The organism is Brevundimonas naejangsanensis, assembly GCF_003627995.1.
GTDB classification, from domain to species: Bacteria; Pseudomonadota; Alphaproteobacteria; order Caulobacterales; family Caulobacteraceae; genus Brevundimonas; species Brevundimonas naejangsanensis_B.
The window spans coordinates 1,046,555-1,065,531 of sequence record NZ_CP032707.1; the positions used below are offsets into that span (position 1 = coordinate 1,046,555).

At 70.1% G+C, this 18,977-nt stretch carries 16 protein-coding genes; 9 read left to right on the forward strand and 7 right to left on the reverse strand.

Going from position 1 to position 18,977, the window contains the following annotated elements; translation table 11 throughout:
* Positions 1-29: 29 nt before the first annotated feature.
* The 8 genes from D8I30_RS04915 to D8I30_RS04950 all read left to right on the forward strand — a co-directional run bounded on the left by D8I30_RS04915 (position 30) and on the right by D8I30_RS04950 (position 6,016).
* On the forward strand, positions 30-794 hold the full coding sequence (locus D8I30_RS04915; RefSeq protein WP_240387334.1) for an EcsC family protein: 765 nt from the start codon (positions 30-32) through the stop codon (positions 792-794).
* Positions 791-1,204: an HIT domain-containing protein gene (locus D8I30_RS04920; protein WP_121481747.1), complete on the forward strand. Its 414-nt coding sequence runs from the start codon at positions 791-793 to the stop codon at positions 1,202-1,204. Before D8I30_RS04915 ends, D8I30_RS04920 begins: the two co-directional genes overlap by 4 nt.
* A 129-nt stretch (positions 1,205-1,333) precedes the next feature.
* A complete protein-coding gene (sdhC, locus tag D8I30_RS04925) occupies positions 1,334-1,795 on the forward strand; it encodes a succinate dehydrogenase, cytochrome b556 subunit (protein WP_240387335.1) in 462 nt (153 codons plus the stop codon).
* On the forward strand, positions 1,792-2,187 hold the full coding sequence (locus D8I30_RS04930; protein ID WP_121481749.1) for a succinate dehydrogenase, hydrophobic membrane anchor protein: 396 nt from the start codon (positions 1,792-1,794) through the stop codon (positions 2,185-2,187). The genes sdhC and D8I30_RS04930 overlap by 4 nt, the downstream gene beginning before the upstream one ends.
* 7 nt (positions 2,188-2,194) lie before the next feature.
* A complete protein-coding gene (gene sdhA / locus D8I30_RS04935) occupies positions 2,195-3,979 on the forward strand; it encodes a succinate dehydrogenase flavoprotein subunit (protein ID WP_121481750.1) in 1,785 nt (594 codons plus the stop codon).
* Between the two features lie 12 nt (positions 3,980-3,991).
* The gene (locus tag D8I30_RS04940) at positions 3,992-4,789 is read left to right on the forward strand and encodes a succinate dehydrogenase iron-sulfur subunit (RefSeq protein WP_121481751.1); all 798 of its coding nucleotides are present in this window, start codon (positions 3,992-3,994) and stop codon (positions 4,787-4,789) included.
* Between the two features lie 113 nt (positions 4,790-4,902).
* Positions 4,903-5,223 carry a 2Fe-2S iron-sulfur cluster-binding protein gene (locus D8I30_RS04945; RefSeq protein WP_121481752.1) on the forward strand — a complete coding sequence of 107 codons (321 nt, stop codon included), beginning with the start codon at positions 4,903-4,905 and terminating at the stop codon, positions 5,221-5,223.
* A 1-nt stretch (position 5,224) separates the two neighbouring features.
* The gene (locus D8I30_RS04950; protein WP_121481753.1) at positions 5,225-6,016 is read left to right on the forward strand and encodes a kinase; all 792 of its coding nucleotides are present in this window, start codon (positions 5,225-5,227) and stop codon (positions 6,014-6,016) included.
* A gap of 15 nt (positions 6,017-6,031) precedes the next feature.
* On the opposite strand, the gene D8I30_RS04955 is transcribed toward D8I30_RS04950, so the two are convergent.
* Both D8I30_RS04955 and D8I30_RS04960 read right to left on the reverse strand, forming a co-directional pair.
* Positions 6,032-6,886: an HAD family hydrolase gene (locus D8I30_RS04955; RefSeq protein WP_121481754.1), complete on the reverse strand. Its 855-nt coding sequence runs from the start codon at positions 6,884-6,886 to the stop codon at positions 6,032-6,034.
* Positions 6,887-6,990: 104 nt separating this feature from the next.
* A complete protein-coding gene (locus D8I30_RS04960; RefSeq protein WP_121481755.1) occupies positions 6,991-9,327 on the reverse strand; it encodes an ATP-binding protein in 2,337 nt (778 codons plus the stop codon).
* A 160-nt stretch (positions 9,328-9,487) separates the two neighbouring features.
* Here D8I30_RS04960 and D8I30_RS04965 point away from each other — a divergent pair, with 160 nt between their 5' ends.
* Positions 9,488-9,898: a metallopeptidase family protein gene (locus tag D8I30_RS04965; RefSeq protein WP_121481756.1), complete on the forward strand. Its 411-nt coding sequence runs from the start codon at positions 9,488-9,490 to the stop codon at positions 9,896-9,898.
* A 2-nt stretch (positions 9,899-9,900) separates the two neighbouring features.
* Here D8I30_RS04965 and D8I30_RS04970 read toward each other — a convergent pair whose 3' ends face one another.
* From D8I30_RS04970 to D8I30_RS04990, 5 genes are all read right to left on the reverse strand, one after another.
* Positions 9,901-11,295, reverse strand: a complete 1,395-nt coding sequence (locus D8I30_RS04970) for an RsmB/NOP family class I SAM-dependent RNA methyltransferase (RefSeq protein WP_121481757.1) — start codon at positions 11,293-11,295, stop codon at positions 9,901-9,903.
* Entirely contained in the window at positions 11,292-13,271 is a 1,980-nt protein-coding gene (locus D8I30_RS04975) for a potassium transporter Kup (RefSeq protein ID WP_121481758.1), read from the reverse strand. The genes D8I30_RS04970 and D8I30_RS04975 overlap by 4 nt, the downstream gene beginning before the upstream one ends.
* Before the next feature lie 71 nt (positions 13,272-13,342).
* A complete protein-coding gene (locus tag D8I30_RS04980; protein WP_121481759.1) occupies positions 13,343-14,128 on the reverse strand; it encodes a DUF1223 domain-containing protein in 786 nt (261 codons plus the stop codon).
* Between the two features lie 321 nt (positions 14,129-14,449).
* Positions 14,450-16,651, reverse strand: coding sequence for a prolyl oligopeptidase family serine peptidase (locus D8I30_RS04985; protein ID WP_121481760.1), 2,202 nt, complete (start codon positions 16,649-16,651; stop codon positions 14,450-14,452).
* Between the two features lie 132 nt (positions 16,652-16,783).
* On the reverse strand, positions 16,784-18,952 hold the full coding sequence (locus tag D8I30_RS04990) for a prolyl oligopeptidase family serine peptidase (protein ID WP_121481761.1): 2,169 nt from the start codon (positions 18,950-18,952) through the stop codon (positions 16,784-16,786).
* Positions 18,953-18,977 lie beyond the last annotated feature (25 nt).

Here is an 18,977-nt window from a genome sequence, read left to right on the forward strand (position 1 = left end):
CTTTGGTCGGTTCCTGAGAGGGTTCGAGCATGGCGGCGCCTTCCCAAAGAGCGATGATGGATGAGCCGGGCTATGAGGCGCGGGCCTTCGCCGAGGCCCTGGCCTGGCGCGCTCGCCAGCTGAAACGCCCCGGCCTGTGGGACACGGCGACGCGCGCGACCCAGGACCGCATCAACCGCGCCATCCCCGAACGGGTGCACAAGATCGTGACCGCCGCCGTCCAGCAGATGACGCGCGCCATCCTGACCGGGGCGGACTGGACCACGGCCCGCCCCCTGGCCGAGGGTTCGCTGCAGGTGCGAGAAGACCAGGTCCGCGCCCGCATCGAATTCTATCGCACCACGGCCAGCGTCGAGGGCGGGGTGGCCGGGGCGGGCGGCTTCCTGCTGGCGGCGGCCGACTTTCCCGCCCTGATGGCCATCAAGGTCAAGATGCTGTTCGAGATCGCCGCCCTCTACGGCTATTCGGGCCGCGCCCCGAACGAGCGGCTGGTCATCCTGCGCCTGTTCCAGCTGGCCTACTCCAGCGCCAGACACCGCCCCGAGGCCCTGGCCGCCCTGGAGGCCGCCATGCGCGCCCCGGCGGCCCATGGCGGGATCCTGAAGACCTTCGACTGGCGCAAATTCCAGCTGGAGTATCGCGACTACATCGACGTGGCCAAGCTGGCCCAGCTGCTGCCGCTGATCGGCGCGCCGATCGGGGCCGTGGTCAGTTGGCGTCTGACCCAGCGTCTGGCCCAGGCGGCCATGAACGCCTATCGCCTGCGCCTCCTTTACGATCAGGACCCCGCATGAGCTTCGCCGCCGATCCCGCCTTCGAGGCCGCCTCCGCCTTCGCCGCCGACTGGCCCCTGTGCCAGGTGCGGGTCCAGAACGACGCCCGCTTTCCCTGGCTGATCCTGATCCCGCGCGTGCCCGGCGCGGTCGAGCTGGAGGACCTGTCGCCGCATCAGCGCGCCCTGCTGACCGAGGAGATCATCCACGCCAGCGCCGTGGTGCGCGACCTGGGCGCCCTGCGCGGCGCCCCCGTCGACAAGCTGAACATCGCCGCCCTGGGCAATGTCACGGCCCAGCTTCATGTCCATGTCGTCGGCCGACGCCGCGACGATCCCCTGTGGCCCGATCCGATCTGGGGACGGCCCGGGGCGGTTCCTTGCACGCCGTCCGCGCTGCGAACGGCGATCGCGCACGTCGCGGCCTTGTGATCGCCGGAGGGGAGGCGAAGTTCGCCTCTAATCCGCCCGCTTCGTTGACACCGGCCCGTCTGCGTCACTAAAGCCTGTTGCACTGCAATCCGGCCCTGAAATTCCTCGGGTTTTTTGAGAATCATTCGCATGTCGAACACTCCCCCGGCTGCGGGCGAAACTGGCGACCGGACGGGCCGCTACGTCCGTCACCCCAACGGGCACGTCGCACCGATGTCGCCCTTCACCGATATCTGGCGCTGGCACATGACCATGGTCGCGTCGATCCTGTTCCGCGTCACCATCGGCGCGGCCACCGCAGGCGCGATCCTGCTGCTGGGCTGGGTCGCCGTCGCCGCCTCGGGGCCGGACGCCTTCGCCTCGGTCGCCGCCGTCTCGGGATCGCCGTTCGGCCTGTTCATCTGGTTCGGCCTGACGTGGGTGCTGCTCTCCTTCCTGCTGAACGGCGCGCGCCACCTGATCAACGACACGGGCGCCGGCCTGGACCTCAAGTCCGCCAACCTGATGGCCCAGGTCGCCGTCTGGGGCCCCATCGTCCTGGCCGTCCTGTTCTGGGTCGTGCTGTTCGCCACCGGAAAGGTTTCGCTGTGAGCGCCGCGCCCAAGTTCAAGAACAATGTGAAAATCTCCGAGCGCCACGGCGCCGGCGAGTGGAAGATCGAGAAGCTGGCCCTCGCGGCCCTGATGCCGCTGGGCCTGTGGGCCCTGTCGACCGGCTTCACCCTGGCGGGCGCCGACTACGGCGCCGTGCTCGCCTGGTTCGGCAGCACCCTGAACGCCGGCCTGCTGGCCGTGACGGCGGTGGTCTTCTGCCTGTTCGCCAGCCTGGCCTGGAAGGTGATCCTCGAGGACTATGTCCCCGGCCCTTCCCGCTCGTCGCTGATCCTGGTGTCCAACCTGGTCTTCCTCGTGCTGGCGGCCGCCAGCGTCTTCTTCATCGTGCGTCTGGCGCTGGGCTCGGCCCCGCTGCCGGCCGGAGTCTGATCCCGCCATGGCTGCTTACGAGCTTATCGATCACGAATACGACGTCGTCGTCGTCGGCGCCGGCGGCTCGGGCCTGCGCGCCGCCCTCGGCGCCGCCCAGCAGGGCCTGAAGGTCGCCTGCGTCACCAAGGTCTTCCCGACCCGCTCGCATACCGTGGCGGCGCAAGGCGGCATCTCCGCCTCGCTCGGCAACATGGGCGAGGACTCCTGGCAGTGGCACATGTACGACACCGTCAAGGGGTCGGACTGGCTGGGCGACCAGGACGCCATCGAATACCTGGTCCGCAACGCGCCCCAGGCCGTCTATGAGCTGGAACACTGGGGCGTGCCCTTCAGCCGCACCGACGAAGGCAAGATTTATCAGCGCGCCTTCGGCGGCATGACCCGCAACTTCGGCGAAGGCCCGGTGCAGCGCACCTGCGCCGCCGCCGACCGCACCGGCCACGCCATCCTGCACACCCTGTACGGCCAGTCGGTCCGTCGCGAGGTGAAGTTCTTCGTCGAATACTTCGCCCTGGACCTGATCATGCAGGACGGCGCCTGCACCGGCGTCACCGCCCTGCAGCTCGACACCGGCCAGATGCACCAGTTCCGCGCCAAGATGGTGGTGCTGGCGACCGGCGGTTACGGCCGCGCCTATTTCTCGGCCACCTCGGCCCACACCTGCACCGGCGACGGCAACGCCATGGTGCTGCGCGCCGGCCTGCCGCTGCAGGACATGGAGTTCGTGCAGTTCCACCCGACCGGCATCTACGGCGCCGGCTGCCTGATCACCGAGGGCGCGCGCGGCGAGGGCGGCTACCTGACCAACTCCGAAGGCGAGCGCTTCATGGAGCGCTATGCGCCGACCGTGAAGGACCTGGCCCCGCGCGACATGGTTTCGCGCTCCATGACCATCGAGATCCGCGAAGGCCGCGGCGTGGGCCCGAACAAGGACCACATCTTCCTGCACCTGGATCACCTCGATCCGGCCGTGCTGCACGCGCGCCTGCCGGGCATCTCGGAAAGCGCCAAGATCTTCGCCGGCGTCGACGTGACCAAGGAGCCGATCCCGGTCATTCCGACCGTCCACTACAACATGGGCGGCATCCCGACGAACTATCACGGAGAGGTGCTGACGCTGCGCGACGGCAACCCCGACAGCGTGGTGCCGGGCCTGATGGCCGTGGGCGAGGCGGGCTGCGTCTCGGTGCACGGCGCCAACCGCCTGGGCTCCAACTCCCTGACCGACCTGGTGGTGTTCGGCCGCGCCGTCGGCCTGCGCTGCGGCGAGGTCGTGGACAAAAACGCCGCCGTGCCCTCGGCCTCCAAGGTCCAGACCGACGCCCACATCGCGCGCCTGGACCGCTTCCGCAATGCCTCGGGCTCGACGCCCACGGCGCACCTGCGTCTCGAGATGCAGCGCGCCATGCAGGCCGACGCCGCCGTGTTCCGCACCGGCAAGACCCTTGAAGAGGGCGTTCAGAAACTGCGCTCGATCGAGGCCGCCGGCGCCGACATCAAGACCACGGACCGCGGCCTGATCTGGAATACGGATCTGATCGAGACCCTGGAATACGACAACCTGATCGCCCAGGCCGTCGTCACCATCGAAGGCGCGCTGAACCGCACGGAATCGCGCGGCGCCCACGCCCGCGAGGACTATCCGGACCGCGACGACGAGAACTGGATGAAGCACACCCTGGCGTGGAAACGTCCGGGCGAGGGCGTCCAGATCGACTACCGCCCGGTGCACAAATACACGATGACCGACGAGGTCTCCTATATCGAGCCCAAGGCTCGGGTTTACTAAGGGAGCAGGCAGATGGTTCAACTCACCCTCCCGCGCGGCTCCAAGCCCACGACCGGCAAGGTCCACAAGGCCCCGGCCGGCGCCCAGAACGTCAAGACCTACAAGGTCTATCGCTACGACCCGGAAACGGACGCCGATCCGCGCTGGGACGTCTATGAGGTCTCGGCCGACGATCACGGCCCGATGCTTCTGGACGCCCTGATCCACATCAAGAACGAGATCGACCCGACCCTGTCGTTCCGTCGTTCGTGCCGCGAAGGCATCTGCGGCTCGTGCTCGATGAACATCGACGGGCGCAACACCCTGGCCTGCACCAAGGGCTGGGCCGAGTGCTCCTCGCACAACATCACCATCGCCCCCCTGCCCCACCAGCCGGTGGTCAAGGACCTGGTGACGGACATGTCGCTGTTCTACGCCCAGTACGACTCCATCCAGCCCTACCTCCAGTCCGACCTGCCGGACCCGGAGAAGGAGCGCCTGCAGTCGCCGGCCGACCGCGAGAAGCTGGACGGCCTGTACGAGTGCATCCTGTGCGCCTGCTGCTCGACCTCGTGCCCGAGCTACTGGTGGAACCAGGAAGAGTACCTCGGCCCGGCGGCCCTGCTTCAGGCCTACCGCTGGATCGCCGACAGCCGCGACGACGCCACCCAGAAGCGCCTCGACGACCTCGAGGACCCGTTCAAGCTGTACCGCTGCCACACCATCATGAACTGCGCCCAGGTCTGCCCCAAGGGGCTGAACCCGGCCAAGGCGATCGCCGAGACCAAGAAGCTGATGGTCTCGCCGTCGCGCAAGAAGACGCCGGCCTGACCCGGCCTGCCGATCCGACCGAACAGCCCCCGGCGCCGTCAGGCTCCGGGGGTTTTTCATGGCCGCGTCGCGCCGGGGCTTGCCAGCCGCGCAGGCGAGGCTAAGACGCCTGCATGGCCAAGATCACCTACATCGAGCACGACGGCACCGAGCACACGGTCGAGGTCAAGACCGGCCTCAGCGTCATGGAAGGCGCGATCCGCAACAATGTGCCGGGCATCGACGCCGACTGCGGCGGCGCCTGCGCCTGCGCCACCTGCCACGTCTATGTCGACGAGGACTTCGCCGCCGAGACCGGCCGCCCCTCGGCCATGGAGGAGTCCATGCTCGACTTCGCCGAGAACGTGCAGCCGAACAGCCGCCTGTCCTGCCAGATCCGCGTCAGCGACGACCTGGACGGCCTGATCGTGCGCCTGCCGGAAAGCCAGCACTGAGATGATCGACGCCCGGCTGCTGGACGCGGTCGGGTCTCTCGTCGCGGCGCATGCGCGCCCGGACCACATTCCCCTGATCGGCGTCGCCGGGGCGCAGGGCTCGGGCAAGACCACCCTGGCCCGCGCCGCCGCCGAACGTCTGGGCGCCGCCTGCCTGTCGCTGGACGACGTCTATCTGACCAGGGCCAGGCGCGAGGCGAAGAGCCGGGCGGTCCATCCCCTGTTCGCCGTGCGCGGCCCGCCCGGTACGCATGATCTGGCCCTGCTGGAAGGCACGATCACGGCCTTGCGCGCCACGGACCCCGACAGCCTCACGCCATTGCCCGCCTTCGACAAGCTGGCCGACGACCGCCGCCCCTGGGTCGACTGGCCGGTCTTCGCGGGCCGGCCGTCGGCGGTGCTGGTCGACGGCTGGTGCCTAGGCGCGACGCCCCAGCCGGAGGCCGACCTCGTCGCCCCGATCAACGCCCTGGAGGCCCAGCGGGACGGGCAGGGGATCTGGCGCCGCGCCGTCAACGCCAACCTGGCCGGCCCCTACGCCCAGGCCTTCGCCCGCTTCGACGCCGTCCTGTTCCTCAAGGCGCCGTCGTTTGACGCCGTGCTGGACTGGCGCTGCCAGCAGGAGGCGGGGCTGATGGGTCTGTCGCCCGCCGACCTGCCGCCCGCGCGCCGCGCCGCGCTCGCCGTCTTCATCCAGCATTTCGAGCGGATCACCCGCTCCATGCTGGCGGGCGGGGTGCGGGCTGATGTGACGATTGCGCTGGATGAGCACCGGCGTCCCTTCTCCCCTTGAGGGAGAAGGAAGAAATCAGTCCGCGGGCATCCGGCCGTAGTTCACCGCGATCCGCCCGATCAGGCCCTTGACGATCAGGTCGACCGGCGAGCCTTCGCGATAGTCGCCCGCCGCGACGAAATTGACCCTGTCCTCCGAAATCAAGCGGTGGATCTTATCGTGGTCGCGCGGGGTGCTGTCGGGGTCATAGACGGCGATGGAGAAACCGCCCTTGGTGTGCATCATCTTCATGGTCGGCACGTCGGTGTCGCCATCGCCCAGGAAGATCATGCGGTCGAAGGGGATGGGACGCTCCTCGTCCGGGATGAAGCGGTTGATGCGCTCATCCTCCCAGTGGTTGTGCACGCCCTTGTTGATGCGGAACAGGTACTGGGTCTTGGTGGTGTAGTTGACGCCCACGGCCGGCCACACGGCGACGTCGTTCTCGTCGTAGTCGTATTTGGACGCGAAGACGTGGGTGAAGGCCTCGGCGATGGGACAGCCCTCGATCATCTCGGTCAGGCCCGCCGAGATGATGTAGTGCTCGATCTCCAGACCGTACTGGGCGCCGAAGGCGTTCATGCGGTCGAACCAGCTGCCGTCCCGCAGCCCTTCGAACAGGGCCACGTCGCGCCCGTGGTCGCGCAGCGTCTGACGCGTCACCGGCGTGCCCTGCTCGCGCGCCGCCAGCAGCATCATCTGCATATACATCAGGATGCCGTCGCCATCGGCGGCGATGGTCCGGGGACGGACGGTCTCGTTCCAGAACTGGGCCGGCGTCATTCCGATCGAGGGGATGAAGCTGACCTCCTGCATGTTCCCCCGGGCCAGGGTGCCGTCGAAGTCGTAGATGACGGCGGTCTTGAGCAGGGGGCGGGTCATGTCGGCCATGGGACGTCCGAGTGGCGAGTGGCGAGTGGCGAGTGGCGAGGGACGTGTGGTTAGTGACTGGACCCCGGGGAGTCAAAACCAATGCCCCTCCTTTCCGCCACGCGTCACTCGTGCTCGCCGCTGAGCAAAAGCTCCGGCGCGGCGGTCGGGGCCGCAGCCTCGACCGGCAGGTGCAGGATGAAGGCCGCGCCCTTGCCCGGCTCGGACTGGACCTCGGCCCAGCCGCCGTGCAGCTCGACCAGCGCCTTGACCAGGGCCAGGGCCACGCCCGGCCCGCCGCGCTCGCGCCGCACGAAGCGGTCGAAGACGTGAGCCTGCAGGTGGTAGGGGATGCCCCGGCCGGTGTCCTCGACGCGGATGCGCACCTCGCCCGGCCCGGCTTCGGCGGTCAGGCTGACCGCGCCACCCTCGGTCACGGCCCGGCAGGCGTTCTCCAGCAGGTGATCGACGGCCTGGGCGATGCGGCGGGCGTCGGCGCGGATCGGCTTCAGCCCCGCCGGGCAAACCAGGGTCAGCGTGGCGCCGCGCCCCTCGACCTTGGCCCGGATCTTCTCGGCCGCCTCGTCCAGCAGGTCGCAGACCCGCACGTCGCCGAGCGTCAGCTCCATCTCGCCGGCGTCGATCTGGGCCATGTCCAGCACGTCGTCGATGGAACGGGCCAGGTGGCTGGCCGCCACGCGGATGGCCCCCGCGTGCTGACGGCTGCGCTCGGGCAGGTCGCCCATGGCCTCCAGCAGCTCCGAATAGCCGACGATGGTCGTCAGCGGGGTGCGCAGCTCATAGGAGACGCTGCCGACGAACTCGCGCTTCAACGCCTGGCTTTCGGCCAGGGCGGCTTCCTTGGCCGCCAGGGCCTGCTCGAGCTCGCGCCGGGCCGTCACGTCGAAGAAGGCGACCAGGGTGGCGCCGTCGGGCAGGGGACGCGTCTGCCAGGCGGCGACGCGGCCGTCCTCGGTCCGGCCTTCGCCCGAAATGGCCACCCGGCTCTCGGGATCGGGGTCGGCCACCCGCGCCTTCAGCCCCAGCCACAGGGCGGCGTCGGGCAGGACCGGGCGGCACAGGGCGGCCACGGCGTCGAAGTCGCCCGCCTCCATCAGCCGCTCGCCGCCGACGCCCCAGAAGGTCTCGAAGGCCTCGTTGTGCAGCCGCAGACGGCCGTCCGAGCCGAACACGGCCACGGCGTCGTTCAGCTTGTCCAGGGTCGCGCGCTGGACCTGAATCTGGGCGTTGTAGCGGCTGCGCAACTGCAGCTCGCCGGTGATGTCCGAGAAGATCAGCAGGATGCCGCCCAGGGGGTGCGGCTGGCGCACCACCCGCAGCGTTCGCCCGTCGGGCAGGGACCAGCTGTCGTCGGGCGAGGCCTGGGCCGCGCCGTAGAAATCCAGTTCCTCGGCCTTCCAGGCGGCGTAGTCGACGACCTCGGGCAGAAGGCGCTTCTGGCGCAGCCGGTCCAGCAGCTCGGCGTGGGTCGGCCGTTCGTCCAGCCAGGCCGGGTCGACCCCGAACAGGGACTGGAAGGCGGTGTTATGGAAGGCCAGCCGCTTGGACGGGCCGAAGATGGCCACGGCGTCGGCCAGGTGGTTCAGCGTCTCGTCATGGGCCTCGACGTGGCGGCGCAGGGTGTCGCGCGTCTCCTCGGCCTCGGTCATCTCGATGGCGAAGGCGATCACGGCGCCGCGCCCGCCGACCAGGGGCTCGGCCAGGATCTTCCACGCCCGGCGCCGCCCGCCCGCCGTGGTCCAGCGGAAGCCCTCCTGGCGCGCGTTCAGGCGCAGGGCCTCGGCCACCACGGCGTCGGCGCCCCGGTCGAAGCTCAGGCCCCGGCCGCGCGCCTCATCCAGGGTCTCAGCCCCCGCCTCGACCAGCCAGGCGCTGTTGGCCCAGATCAGATGACCGGCCCCGTCGACCACCCAGGTGGGGGCTGGCGACTGCTCGGCCAGGGCGCCCGGCCCGGCCTCGCCGCCCGCATCCGGCCGGCCCAGGCGCGACAGCCGCAGCCAGGCCCCCCCGCCGTGCGCCCGGCCCTCGACCGCCCAGGCGCCGTCCGGGGTCTCGAGCAGGGTCTCGAAGGCCTCTCCGGCCCCCACCAGGGCTTCCATCCGGCCCGTATGCGACTGGCTGAGCGAGGCGAGAATGGCCTCGCCCGCCTGGGCTGCGTCGTGATCGGGGGCCAGGGCGGCCAGGACCTCCGGCGCGCCGAAGACGGCCTGAACCCTGCCGCCCGGCGTCAGGGCCAGCCGCACATCGTCGAACACTGCCAGGGCCGCCGCGCCTGCGGCGGCCTGGGCCTGGATGCCCGCCAGCCCGTCCTCGATCTCGGTCTCGCGCGCGCCCAGCCGGGCGCGCAGGCGCCAGGTCCAGGCGCTGACCGCCAGCGCCAGCCCCGCCGCGCCCGCAGTGGCCACAAAGGCGATGTCGGCAGCGATATCCGCCTCGGCCATGCCTTCCCCAGAAACCTCGTGATCCCAGCCTCGGCCGCCCGTCCGGTGCGGCCGATTCGCCGTTTACCATACTCTGATTGGGCGAATTGCGATGCGGCCGCGTGCAGACGACGGCGCGGCCGGATTGCGGGCTTGGCCGCGCCGGGCGATATCCCCTGCCATGACCACGTCCTGGATCGACCAGTTCGCCCCCTCGCTCGACGACTTCGCCCGCCTGGCCGAGGCGGCCTTCGCCGGCTTGCCCGAGATGTTCCGCCAGGCGGCGAGCGAGGTGGTGATCCGCGTCGATGACTTCGCCGACGAGGAGACCTTGGCCGATCTGGAGATCGAGGACCCGTTCGAACTGACCGGCCTCTATTCCGGCGTCCACATCGGCGAGCGCGACGCCATGGGCCCGGCGCCCGAGCCCTCGCGCATCTTCCTCTACCGCCGTCCGATCCTCGACGAATGGTGCGAGCGCGGCGACGTCGGCCTGGACGAGATCATCGCCCACGTCCTGATCCACGAGATCGGCCACCACCTGGGCCTTGACGACGACCAGATCCACGCCATCGAAGACGACGCGGACTGAACCTAGGCGATCCGCTCCAGCTTCGCCGCGAAGAAGCCGTCCAGCCCGCCGCGTTCGGCCCACTGCGAGGGCAGGATGCGCAGCCAGCCTTCGGCCGTCAGGGCCTCATCCGGGGCGCCGACCTCGGCCGGGACGGCGGGCACGGTGCGGAAGGCGGGGTTGCGGCGCAGGAAGGCGATGATCTGGGTCTCGCCCTCCTCGCGCTCCAGCGAGCAGACGCAATAGACCAGGCGCCCGCCCGGCTTCACCTTCTCGGCCGCCACGTCCAGCAGGCGGTGCTGCACGTCGGCCAGCTTGGCCACGTCGGCGGGGCGGGTGGCGCGCAGCACCTCGGGGTTACGACGATAGGTGCCGGTGGCGGTGCACGGCGCGTCCAGCAGGACCGCGTCGAAGGCGCGGTCATCCTCCCAGTCCTCGGCTGGGACGGCGACGACTTCGGCCGTGAGCTTCATGCGCTCGAAATTCTGGCGCAGGCGCTTCAGCCGCGCCTCGGAGCGGTCCAGGGCGACGACCTCGGCCCCGGCGGCGGCCAGCTGCAGCGTCTTGCCGCCCGGCGCGGCGCACAGGTCCAGCGCCGTCTCGCCCGCCTTCACGGCCAGCAGGCGCGCGGGCACGGCGGCGGCCGCATCCTGCACCCACCAGTCGCCGGCCTCGAAGCCGGGCCAGGACGCGACGTCGCCGCGTTTGCCGGTGCGGACCGTGCCGCCGGGCAGGACTTCGCCCTCGACCAGGGCCGCCAGTTCGGCCGGATCGACGCCGGGCCTGGCCGTCAGGTCCGTGGCGGGCTCCTCGCGCGTGGCCAGCGCTAGGCCGATCAGGGCCGCCTCGCCATAGGTCGCCTTCCAGCGCTGGGCCAGCCAGTCGGGCAGGTTTGATTCAGCGGTCGTCAGGCCCGGACCGTCGCGGCCGACGCCGCGCAGCACGGCGTTGACCAGGTTCTTGTAGGGCCGCGTCTTGGGGTCGCGCTCGGCCAGCTTGACCGCTGTCGACACCGCGGCGAAGGCCGGGGTCTCCAGCACCAGGGTCTGGGCGAGGGCGATGCGCAGGATGGTCATGACCGCCAGCGGCGGCGCCTTCTGCAGGCGGCGCTCCAGGATCTGGTCGATCTCGCCCAGGCGGCGCAGGGCCGCCATGGCCACGGCGCGGGCGAAGGCGCGGTCCGGCGGAGCCAGGTCGCGCGCCGGCGCCTGCGACAGGGCCTCGTCCAGGCCGGTGCGTTTCTCCAGCGCCGCGTTCAGCAGCAGGCCGGCGACCAGGCGCGCCTCGACGCCGACGTCGGCGTGGGGATCGTCCGCAACCGGGCGCGGGGCGGGGGCGCGACGGGGCCCGCGCGCCTTCTCGGCGATGCGGCGGCCGCGCGCGGCGGAGCTGCGCCCCTTGGGCGCCCCCCCGCTCACACCGACACCTGGGTGCCGAGCTCGACCACGCGGCCGGGCGGAATGCGGAAGAAGTCGGTCGGATTGGCGGCGTTTCGCATGAGGAAGATAAACAGCTTGTCCTGCCACAGGGGCATGCCCTGGCGGGCGGAGGGAACGACGGAGCGGCGGCCCAGGAAGAAGCTGGTCGACATGATGTCGAACTTCAGCCCCTGCTTGCGGCACAGGCCCAGGGCGCGGGGCACGTTCGGCGTCTCCATGAAGCCGAAGGTCAGGGTCAGCCGCTTGAAGTCGTCGCTGATCGGCTCGACCGACACCCGCTGCTGATCCGACACGCGCGGCCGATCCGAGGTGTGCACGGTCAGGATGATGTTCTTCTCGTGCAGCACCTTGTTGTGCTTGAGGTTGTGCATCAGGGCCACCGGAGCGACGTCAGGGTCGGAGGTCAGGAAGATGGCCGTGCCCGGCGCGCGGTGCGGCGGGCGGGCGCGCAGCATCTCGATCAGGTCGGTCAGCGGCAGGCTGTCCTTGCGCGTCTTGTCGGCCAGGATCTGGGCGCCGCGCACCCAGGTCCACATCAGCATGACCAGGCCGCCGCCCAGGACCAGCGGCATCCAGGCGCCGTTGGGGATCTTGAGCAGGTTGGAGGTCAGGAAGACGGCGTCGATGAAGCCGAACGGCACCAGGGTCAGCAGCATGGCCCACACCGGCCACTTCCACTTGTGGCGCACCACGGTGAAGGACATCAGGGTGTTGACCATCATGGTGCCGGTCACCGCCACCCCATAGGCCGCCGTCAGATTGTGCGACGACTGGAAGGTCACCAGGACGAACAGCACCCCGACCATCAGCAGGCTGTTGATCGCGGGCACATAGATCTGGCCGGCCTGGGTCTCGGAAGTGTTGCGGATGTCCAGGCGTGGCAGCAGGCCCAGCTGGACCGCCTGCTGGGTCACCGAGAAGGCGCCGGTGATGACCGCCTGGCTGGCGATCACCGTCGCCGCCGTGGCCAGGATCAGCATGGGCCAGTAGACCAACTGCGGCACCATGTTCCAGAAGGGGTTGTCGGCCCCGCCGGGATTGGCCAGCAGGAAGGCCCCCTGGCCCAGGTAGTTCAGCGTCAGGCAGGGCAGGACGATGAACAGCCAGCCCTGGCGGATCGGCGCCTTTCCGAAGTGGCCCATGTCGGCATAGAGGGCCTCGGCCCCGGTCACGGCCAGGAAGACGCTGCCCAGGATGACGAAGCCCAGGAAGCCGTCCTTGAGCAGCAACTGGACGCCGTAGTGCGGCGACAGGGCGCGGATGATCGACAGGTCATCGAAGATGTGAAGGACGCCCAGCAGGCCCAGGCTCAGGAACCAGCCCAGGGTGATGGGGCCGAAGAAACGCGCCAGCCCGGCCGTGCCGCGCGACTGGACCATGAAGAGGGCGATGAGGATGCCCGCCGCCATCGGCAGGATGAAGGGATCCAACCGGCCGTTCAGGCCCGGCGCCTCCTGCAGGCCCTCGATAGCCGACAGCACCGAAATGGCCGGGGTGATGACCCCGTCGCTGTAGAAGAGGGCCGCGCCGCAGACGCCCAGGATGAACAGCCAGGCGCTGCGTCGGCCGATGGCGTGCTGGGCCAGGGCCATCAGCGACAGGGTGCCGCCCTCGCCCTTGTTGTCGGCCCGCATCAGGAACATGACGTATTTGAACGTCACCACGATCATCAGCGCCCAGAAGGCCAGGGACACCACGCCGATGACGGCCAGGTCGCCGCCGACGCCCTTCTGGGCGTGGCCGATGGCCTCGCGCAGGGCGTAGATGGGGCTGGTGCCGATGTCGCCGAAGACCACGCCGATGGCGCCCAGGATCAGGGCGCGATGCGTCGCCTTGCCGGACTTCTGGCCCTGGCCGGCGCCGTGTCCTCCGGGAGGGGGAATCTGGGCGTTCGCGGATTCGGAAGCTGTAGCGGGCGACGCAGGCGCGTCCCCGCGGGGCGTATCCCCGACCATGCATTTCCTCCGGCCGCGCGACGACGCGCCCATCAAGAGCGGCGGGGCTTTAGACCCTTTCCATCAGCGGTTCAATCGCGGGCCGGTTCCGGGCGGGCCGCCGAAGACAGGATGTGACGGTCGTCCTTGGCCTGGAGCAGCACCACCATGCCGTCGCCGTCGGCCGCGTCGGCGGGCAGGGCGAAGAGCACGGGCCGTCCCGTCCAATCGCCCAGGCGGCGCACCTCGCGCACCACATTGACGTGAGGGACGGCCTGGCCGCGGTTGTCGCCGCCCTTGACCTCGACGGTCTGAAGGCCCGGTCGATAGAGAACGGCCACCACCTCGGCCCCGCCGCGCGGCGGGCGGCCGGAGCCGACGCCGACCCGGTCGCCGGTCTCGCGGAACTCGATCTCGGGCGGCCAGCCGCGCCCGCGCGCCTCGGCCTCGACCGCCGCCCTCAGCTCGGGGGTGTGGGCGCCCGACAGCTGGCGGCGCCCACCGATCACCACCTGGGGCGTCGAGACGTTGCGCAACTGCAGGGCCTGGCGATAGGCGCGCTGGCGCGCGGCGAACTCGGGCCGGGCGAAGGTGTCGGGCCAGCCCAGATAGTCCCAGTAGTCGACGCCGTAGGTCAGGACGATGACCCCCGGCTGCTGCGCCACGCCGCCGACGGCGCGGTTGGCCTCGGGACAGCCGGCGCAGCCCTGGGCGGTGAACAGTTCGACCACCACCGGCTGGGTCGTCGCCGCCGGGACGGGGGCGTCGTCGCGGTCGCGCTGGCTCCGCGTTCCTGCGGGCGCGGCGGCGAGAGCCAGCAGGCTTGCGCCCGCGACCGCCGCCGTCATCCCGTACCTGATCAGACCCCGTGTCGTCATGGCGGCGATCCTAGCCGCTTGCCCCGCCCGCGCCGCTCATAAATGCGTGAGCGGCTTGATGCTTGGCCTATCGCCCTTCGGGCTGCTTGAGGCCTGATGCCTGGCCTATCGCCCTTCGGGCTGCTTGAGGCTTGATCCCTGGCCTGCCGCCCTTCGGGCTGCTTGAGGCCTGCCCCTCTCCCGTCATCCCGGCCGCAGCCCTCGCGCCAGCGAGAGCGGAGAGCCGGGACCGCCCAAAACGCCAGCGTCGACGTCCGCAGCGGTCCCGGATAGCCCTGCGGGCTTCCGGGATGACGCCACGGCGGGATGATACCGGAAGGATCAGTCCATCAGCTGCTGGGCCAGATAGACGTAGTGGCGCGCCCAGCGGCGGGCGTTGGCCACCGGGTCGGCGTCGTTGGAGTGACCGCCGGCCGTGTCCTCGTAATAGAGGTGGTCGTGGCCCTGGTCGCCCAGGCGCGCCGCGAACTTGCGGGCGTGGCCGGGGTGCACCCGGTCGTCCAGGGTGTTGGTCGTGATGTATACGCGCGGATACTTCGTCTCGGGCCGCAGCTGCTGATAGGCCGAGTAGCGGGCGATGAAGTCGGCGTCGCCCGGAATGCGCGGATCGCCGTACTCGCCGATCCAGGAGGCGCCGGCGGGCAACTCCTGATAGCGCAGCATGTCGATCAGCGGGCTTTCGATGACCGCCGCGTTGAACAGCTCCGGGTGCTGGGTGATCGACACCGAGGTCAGCACCCCGCCGTTCGAGCGGCCGTAGATGCCCAGGTGGCGCGGGCTGGTGATCTTGCGCTGCTCCAGGTCGCGGGCCACGGCGGCGAAGTCGTCGAAGGCGCGCTGGCGGTTCTCGCGCAGGGCCGCCTGGTGCCAGCCGGGGCCGAACTCGCCGCCGCCACGGATGTTGGCCTGGACGAAGACGCCGCCGTTCTCGAGCCACAGCTTGCCCATCTCGGGCTTGTAGGCGGGCGGGAAGCTGGCCTGGAAGCCGCCGTAGCCGAACAGGATGGTCGCCGCCGTCCCGTCCATGGCCAGGTCGCGCGGGCGAGTGACGAAGTAGGGAATCTTGGTCCCGTCGGTCGAGGTGGCCTCGAACTGTTCGACCACATGGGTCGAGGCGTCGAACTTGGCCGGGGCGGCCTTCAGCTCGGTCAGGGCGCCGGTCGCGACCTCGGCCAGGCTCAGCGTCGGCGGGGTCAGGAAGCCCTGCGAGGAGACGAAGATCCGGCCCTTGGCCTTGGAGCTGTCGCCCAGACCGACGGCGCTGTTGGCGGGCACGGCGATATCGGTCGCGGTCCAGCCCTGGGCGCCCGGGGTAAAGCGCTTCAGCGTGCCGACGACGTTGTCGGCGATCACCGCCACCACGCTGTCCTCGAACACGCGCACGCTCTGCAGCGACTGGCGCGGGCCGGGGGCGAAGATGGTCGCGGCGGCCGCATCGACGCGCACGTCCTGGCGCGTCTCGCCCAGCACGCCCAGCGGCAGGGCCAGCAGCGAACCGGCGGCGTAGGCCTGGCCGTCGAAGGTCCAGGCCTGGTCCGGCGAGAAGACCAGCTTGCCGTCCATCACCCCTTCGACGCTGACCCGCTCGGGCAGGGCCAGCTTATGTGGCTTGCCGTCGGCCCCCAGGGCCCAGGTCTCGGAGCGGAAGGTGTCCAGCGGGCGACGGAACAGCACCGCCTCAACCGCCCCGGCCTTGTCGCGCATGACCATGGCGGAGACGCCGTAGCCGCCGTCGCCCTGCTGGCCGCGATAGACCTCGGTCGCGTGCGCCAGCGGGTGGCCGCGCTTCAGCGCCTTGACGATGTAGGGATAGCCCGACTCCGTCATCGTGCCGGGACCGAAGTCGGTGGCGATCAGCAGGGTGTCGCGGTCCAGCCAGGAGATGCGGTGCTTGCCCTCGGGGATGACGAAGCCGCCGTCGACGAAGGTCTTGGTGGTCAGGTCGAACTCGCGCACCGTCACGGCGTCCTTGCCGCCGTCCGACAGGTTGACCAGGCAGCGGGTCTCGTCCGGGGCCAGGCAGTTGGCGCCCTTGAACACCCAATCGCGGCCCTCGGCCTTGGCCAGGGCGTCGACGTCGATCAGCGTCTCCCACTGCGGCTGGGCCGTGCGGTAGCTGTCCAGCGTCGTGCGGCGCCACACCCCCTTGGGATTGGCCGCGTCCTGCCAGAAGTTGCCGAGGCCCTCGCCCAGGAAGCTGGGCATGGCGATGCGGTCGGTGGCCGTCAGGATGGCTTCGGCCTGCTGGCGGAAGGGCTCGTAGCGGCGGTCGCCGGTCAGGGCGGCCAGGGCCTTGGCGTTCGAGGCGGCGACGAAGGCCCTGGCCTCGGCGCCGTCGACCTCTTCCAGCGCCAGATGGTCGTCGGCGGCCTTGACCCCCTCGGGCGTCAGGTCGCGCGGAAAGTGCGGCGGCAGGGTCGTGGCCGAGGCGGCCGCGGGATCGGCAGACACACCCTCGGCCAGGGCAGGCGCGGCGGCCAGCATCAGGGCCGGCAAGGCGACGGACAAGAACAGGTTTTTCATGAGTTCACTCCTGAAAGGCGTCACCCCGGACGGCCGTCAGGCCGATCCGGGGCCGCCGGAAACACTAAGGCCAAAGGCGGCGGGCTGGGCGGTCCCGGATAGCGGCTCACGCCGCTTCCGGGATGACGTCTGCTATTGCGAGGCCGGCTGATCCATCAGCCGTCGGGTCAGATAGGTGTATTCCAGGGCGATGCGGCGGGCCGTCTCGCGCAGGTTGGCGCCGGCCGCGTGGCCGCCGTCGGTGTTTTCATAGAAGAGCACCGGATAGCCCAGTTCCTCCATCCGCGCCGCCGCCTTGCGGGCGTGGCCGGGGTGGACGCGGTCGTCCTTGGTCGAGGTGTGGATGAAGACCTCGGGATAGGGCTGGCCCGCCGCCAGCTTCTGATAGGGCGAATACTGCTCGATCCAGGCGCGCTGCTCGGGGATGTCCGGGTCGCCGTATTCGCCGATCCAGCTGGCGCCCGCCAGCAGCTTGTGGAAGCGCAGCATGTCGAACAGGGGCACCTGGATGACCGCCGCATTGATCAGGTCCGGGCGCTGGGTCAGCATGGCGCCCATGAACAGCCCGCCCTGCGAGCCGCCCATGACGCCGAGGTGCGGCTGGCTGGTGACGCCGCGCGCGATCAGGTCTTGGGCCACGGCCTGGAAGTCCTCGTGCGCGCGCTGACGGTTCTCCTGCTGGGCCGCCTGGTGCCACTTCGGCCCGAACTCGCCGCCGCCGCGCGTGTTGGCGATGACATAGACGCCGCCGCGCTCGAGCCACAGCTTGCCGACCGTCGGCGAATAGCCGGGCAACAGCGACGACTGGAAGCCGCCGTAGCCGTAGAGCAGCGTCGGGTTCGAGCCGTCCAGGGCCATGGCCTCCTTGTGGACGACGAAATAGGGGATCATCGTGCCGTCGGCGCTGCGGGCCTCGAACTGATCCACACGCATGCCGGCGGCGTCGAACTTGGCGGGCAGAGACTTCGTCAGGGCGACGGCGCCGGTCGCCGCATCGGCCAGATAGAGGCTGGACGGGTTCAGATAACCGGCGACGCTGACGAAGATCTTGTCGTCCTGCTCCGAGGCCGAGCCGACGCCGACGGTGACGTTCTGCGGCAGGTCCAGGCGCGTGCGGCTCCAGTCGGCCGGGTCATAGACATAGACCGAGCCGCGCACGTTCTCGTACAGGGCCACGACCAGGCGGTTGCGCGTGGTGTTGATCGCCTCGACCGCCTCGCGCGCGCCAGGACGGATGACCAGCTTGGCCGGGGTCTTGGGATCGGCCAGCCAGGCCTGCAGGTCCCAGGCGATGACGTCGCCGGTCTTGAATTCCTGGCCCGAGGGCGCGGTCCAGTCCTGATCCGTCGTCACCACCATCTGGCCCGCGACCAGGGCGTTGATGTTCGACTTGAGCGGCAGGTCCAGCCTGGTCGTCGTGCCGTCGGGGTTGAGGCGCCAGGTCTCGCTCTCATAGAAGTTGATCCCGCGGTTCAGCAGCACCGCCTGCACCGCGCCGTCGGCGTCGCGCAAGGTGTAGCCCGAGACCGAGACGTCGGTCTTCTGGCCGGCGAAGACCTCGACCGCTTGGTCGACGCTCTGGCCGCGCTTCAGCAGGCGCACCGTGCGCGGATAGCCCGAGTCCGTCAGCGAGCCCTCGCCGAAGTCGCGCGCGATCAGCAGCGTATCCTTGTCGATCCAACTGGCCCCGCCCTTGGATTCCGGCAGGTTGATGCCGCCTTCCACGAAGGTTTTCGTCACGCTGTCGAACTCGCGGATGGTCACCGCGTCCTTGCCCCCGTTCGACAGGGAGATCAGGCAGTAGCGCTCTTCGGGCGGCAGGCAGCTGGCGCCCTTGTAGACCCAGTTGGCGCCCTCGGCGGCCGACAGGGCGTCGAGGTCGAGGATGGTCTCCCACTGCGGCGCCTCGGTGCGGTAGCTGTCCAGCGTGGTGCGCCGCCAAACGCCGCGCACATGGTCGGCGTCCTGCCAGAAGTTGTCGACGTGGCCGTCATGGGTGAAGCCGGGCGAGGGGATGCGGTCGCGCGACTGGACGATGTCCAGCGCCTGCTGGTGCAGGGTCGCATAGCGCGGATCGCCCTGCAGCACGCCCAGGGAGGCCTCGTTGTGGGCCTTGACCCACTCCATGGCGCGGTCGCCCTCGACCTCCTCCAGCCACAGATAGGGGTCCGTCGCGTCGCTGGTCGCGAAGCCGGCCGGCGCGGCGGAAACGGCGGGCGTGTCGGACGTATGGGCCATGGCGGGCGCGGCTCCGGCGGCGAGACAAAGGGCGGCGGCGGACGCCAGCGTGCGGAAATTCATCAATAGGCCCCCAACAGACGAATAA

Bases quoted from the DNA above. Each gene is read 5' to 3' on its own strand.
- D8I30_RS04915 (WP_240387334.1), top strand. From the start codon at position 30: ATGGCGGCGCCTTCCCAAAGAGCGATGATGGATGAGCCGGGCTATGAG.
- D8I30_RS04920 (WP_121481747.1), top strand. From the start codon at position 791: ATGAGCTTCGCCGCCGATCCCGCCTTCGAGGCCGCCTCCGCCTTCGCC.
- sdhC (WP_240387335.1), top strand. From the start codon at position 1,334: ATGTCGAACACTCCCCCGGCTGCGGGCGAAACTGGCGACCGGACGGGC.
- sdhA (WP_121481750.1), top strand. From the start codon at position 2,195: ATGGCTGCTTACGAGCTTATCGATCACGAATACGACGTCGTCGTCGTC.
- D8I30_RS04940 (WP_121481751.1), top strand. From the start codon at position 3,992: ATGGTTCAACTCACCCTCCCGCGCGGCTCCAAGCCCACGACCGGCAAG.
- D8I30_RS04945 (WP_121481752.1), top strand. From the start codon at position 4,903: ATGGCCAAGATCACCTACATCGAGCACGACGGCACCGAGCACACGGTC.
- D8I30_RS04950 (WP_121481753.1), top strand. From the start codon at position 5,225: ATGATCGACGCCCGGCTGCTGGACGCGGTCGGGTCTCTCGTCGCGGCG.
- D8I30_RS04955 (WP_121481754.1), bottom strand. From the start codon at position 6,886: ATGGCCGACATGACCCGCCCCCTGCTCAAGACCGCCGTCATCTACGAC.
- D8I30_RS04960 (WP_121481755.1), bottom strand. From the start codon at position 9,327: ATGGCCGAGGCGGATATCGCTGCCGACATCGCCTTTGTGGCCACTGCG.
- D8I30_RS04965 (WP_121481756.1), top strand. From the start codon at position 9,488: ATGACCACGTCCTGGATCGACCAGTTCGCCCCCTCGCTCGACGACTTC.
- D8I30_RS04975 (WP_121481758.1), bottom strand. From the start codon at position 13,271: ATGGTCGGGGATACGCCCCGCGGGGACGCGCCTGCGTCGCCCGCTACA.
- D8I30_RS04980 (WP_121481759.1), bottom strand. From the start codon at position 14,128: ATGACGACACGGGGTCTGATCAGGTACGGGATGACGGCGGCGGTCGCG.
- D8I30_RS04985 (WP_121481760.1), bottom strand. From the start codon at position 16,651: ATGAAAAACCTGTTCTTGTCCGTCGCCTTGCCGGCCCTGATGCTGGCC.
- D8I30_RS04990 (WP_121481761.1), bottom strand. From the start codon at position 18,952: ATGAATTTCCGCACGCTGGCGTCCGCCGCCGCCCTTTGTCTCGCCGCC.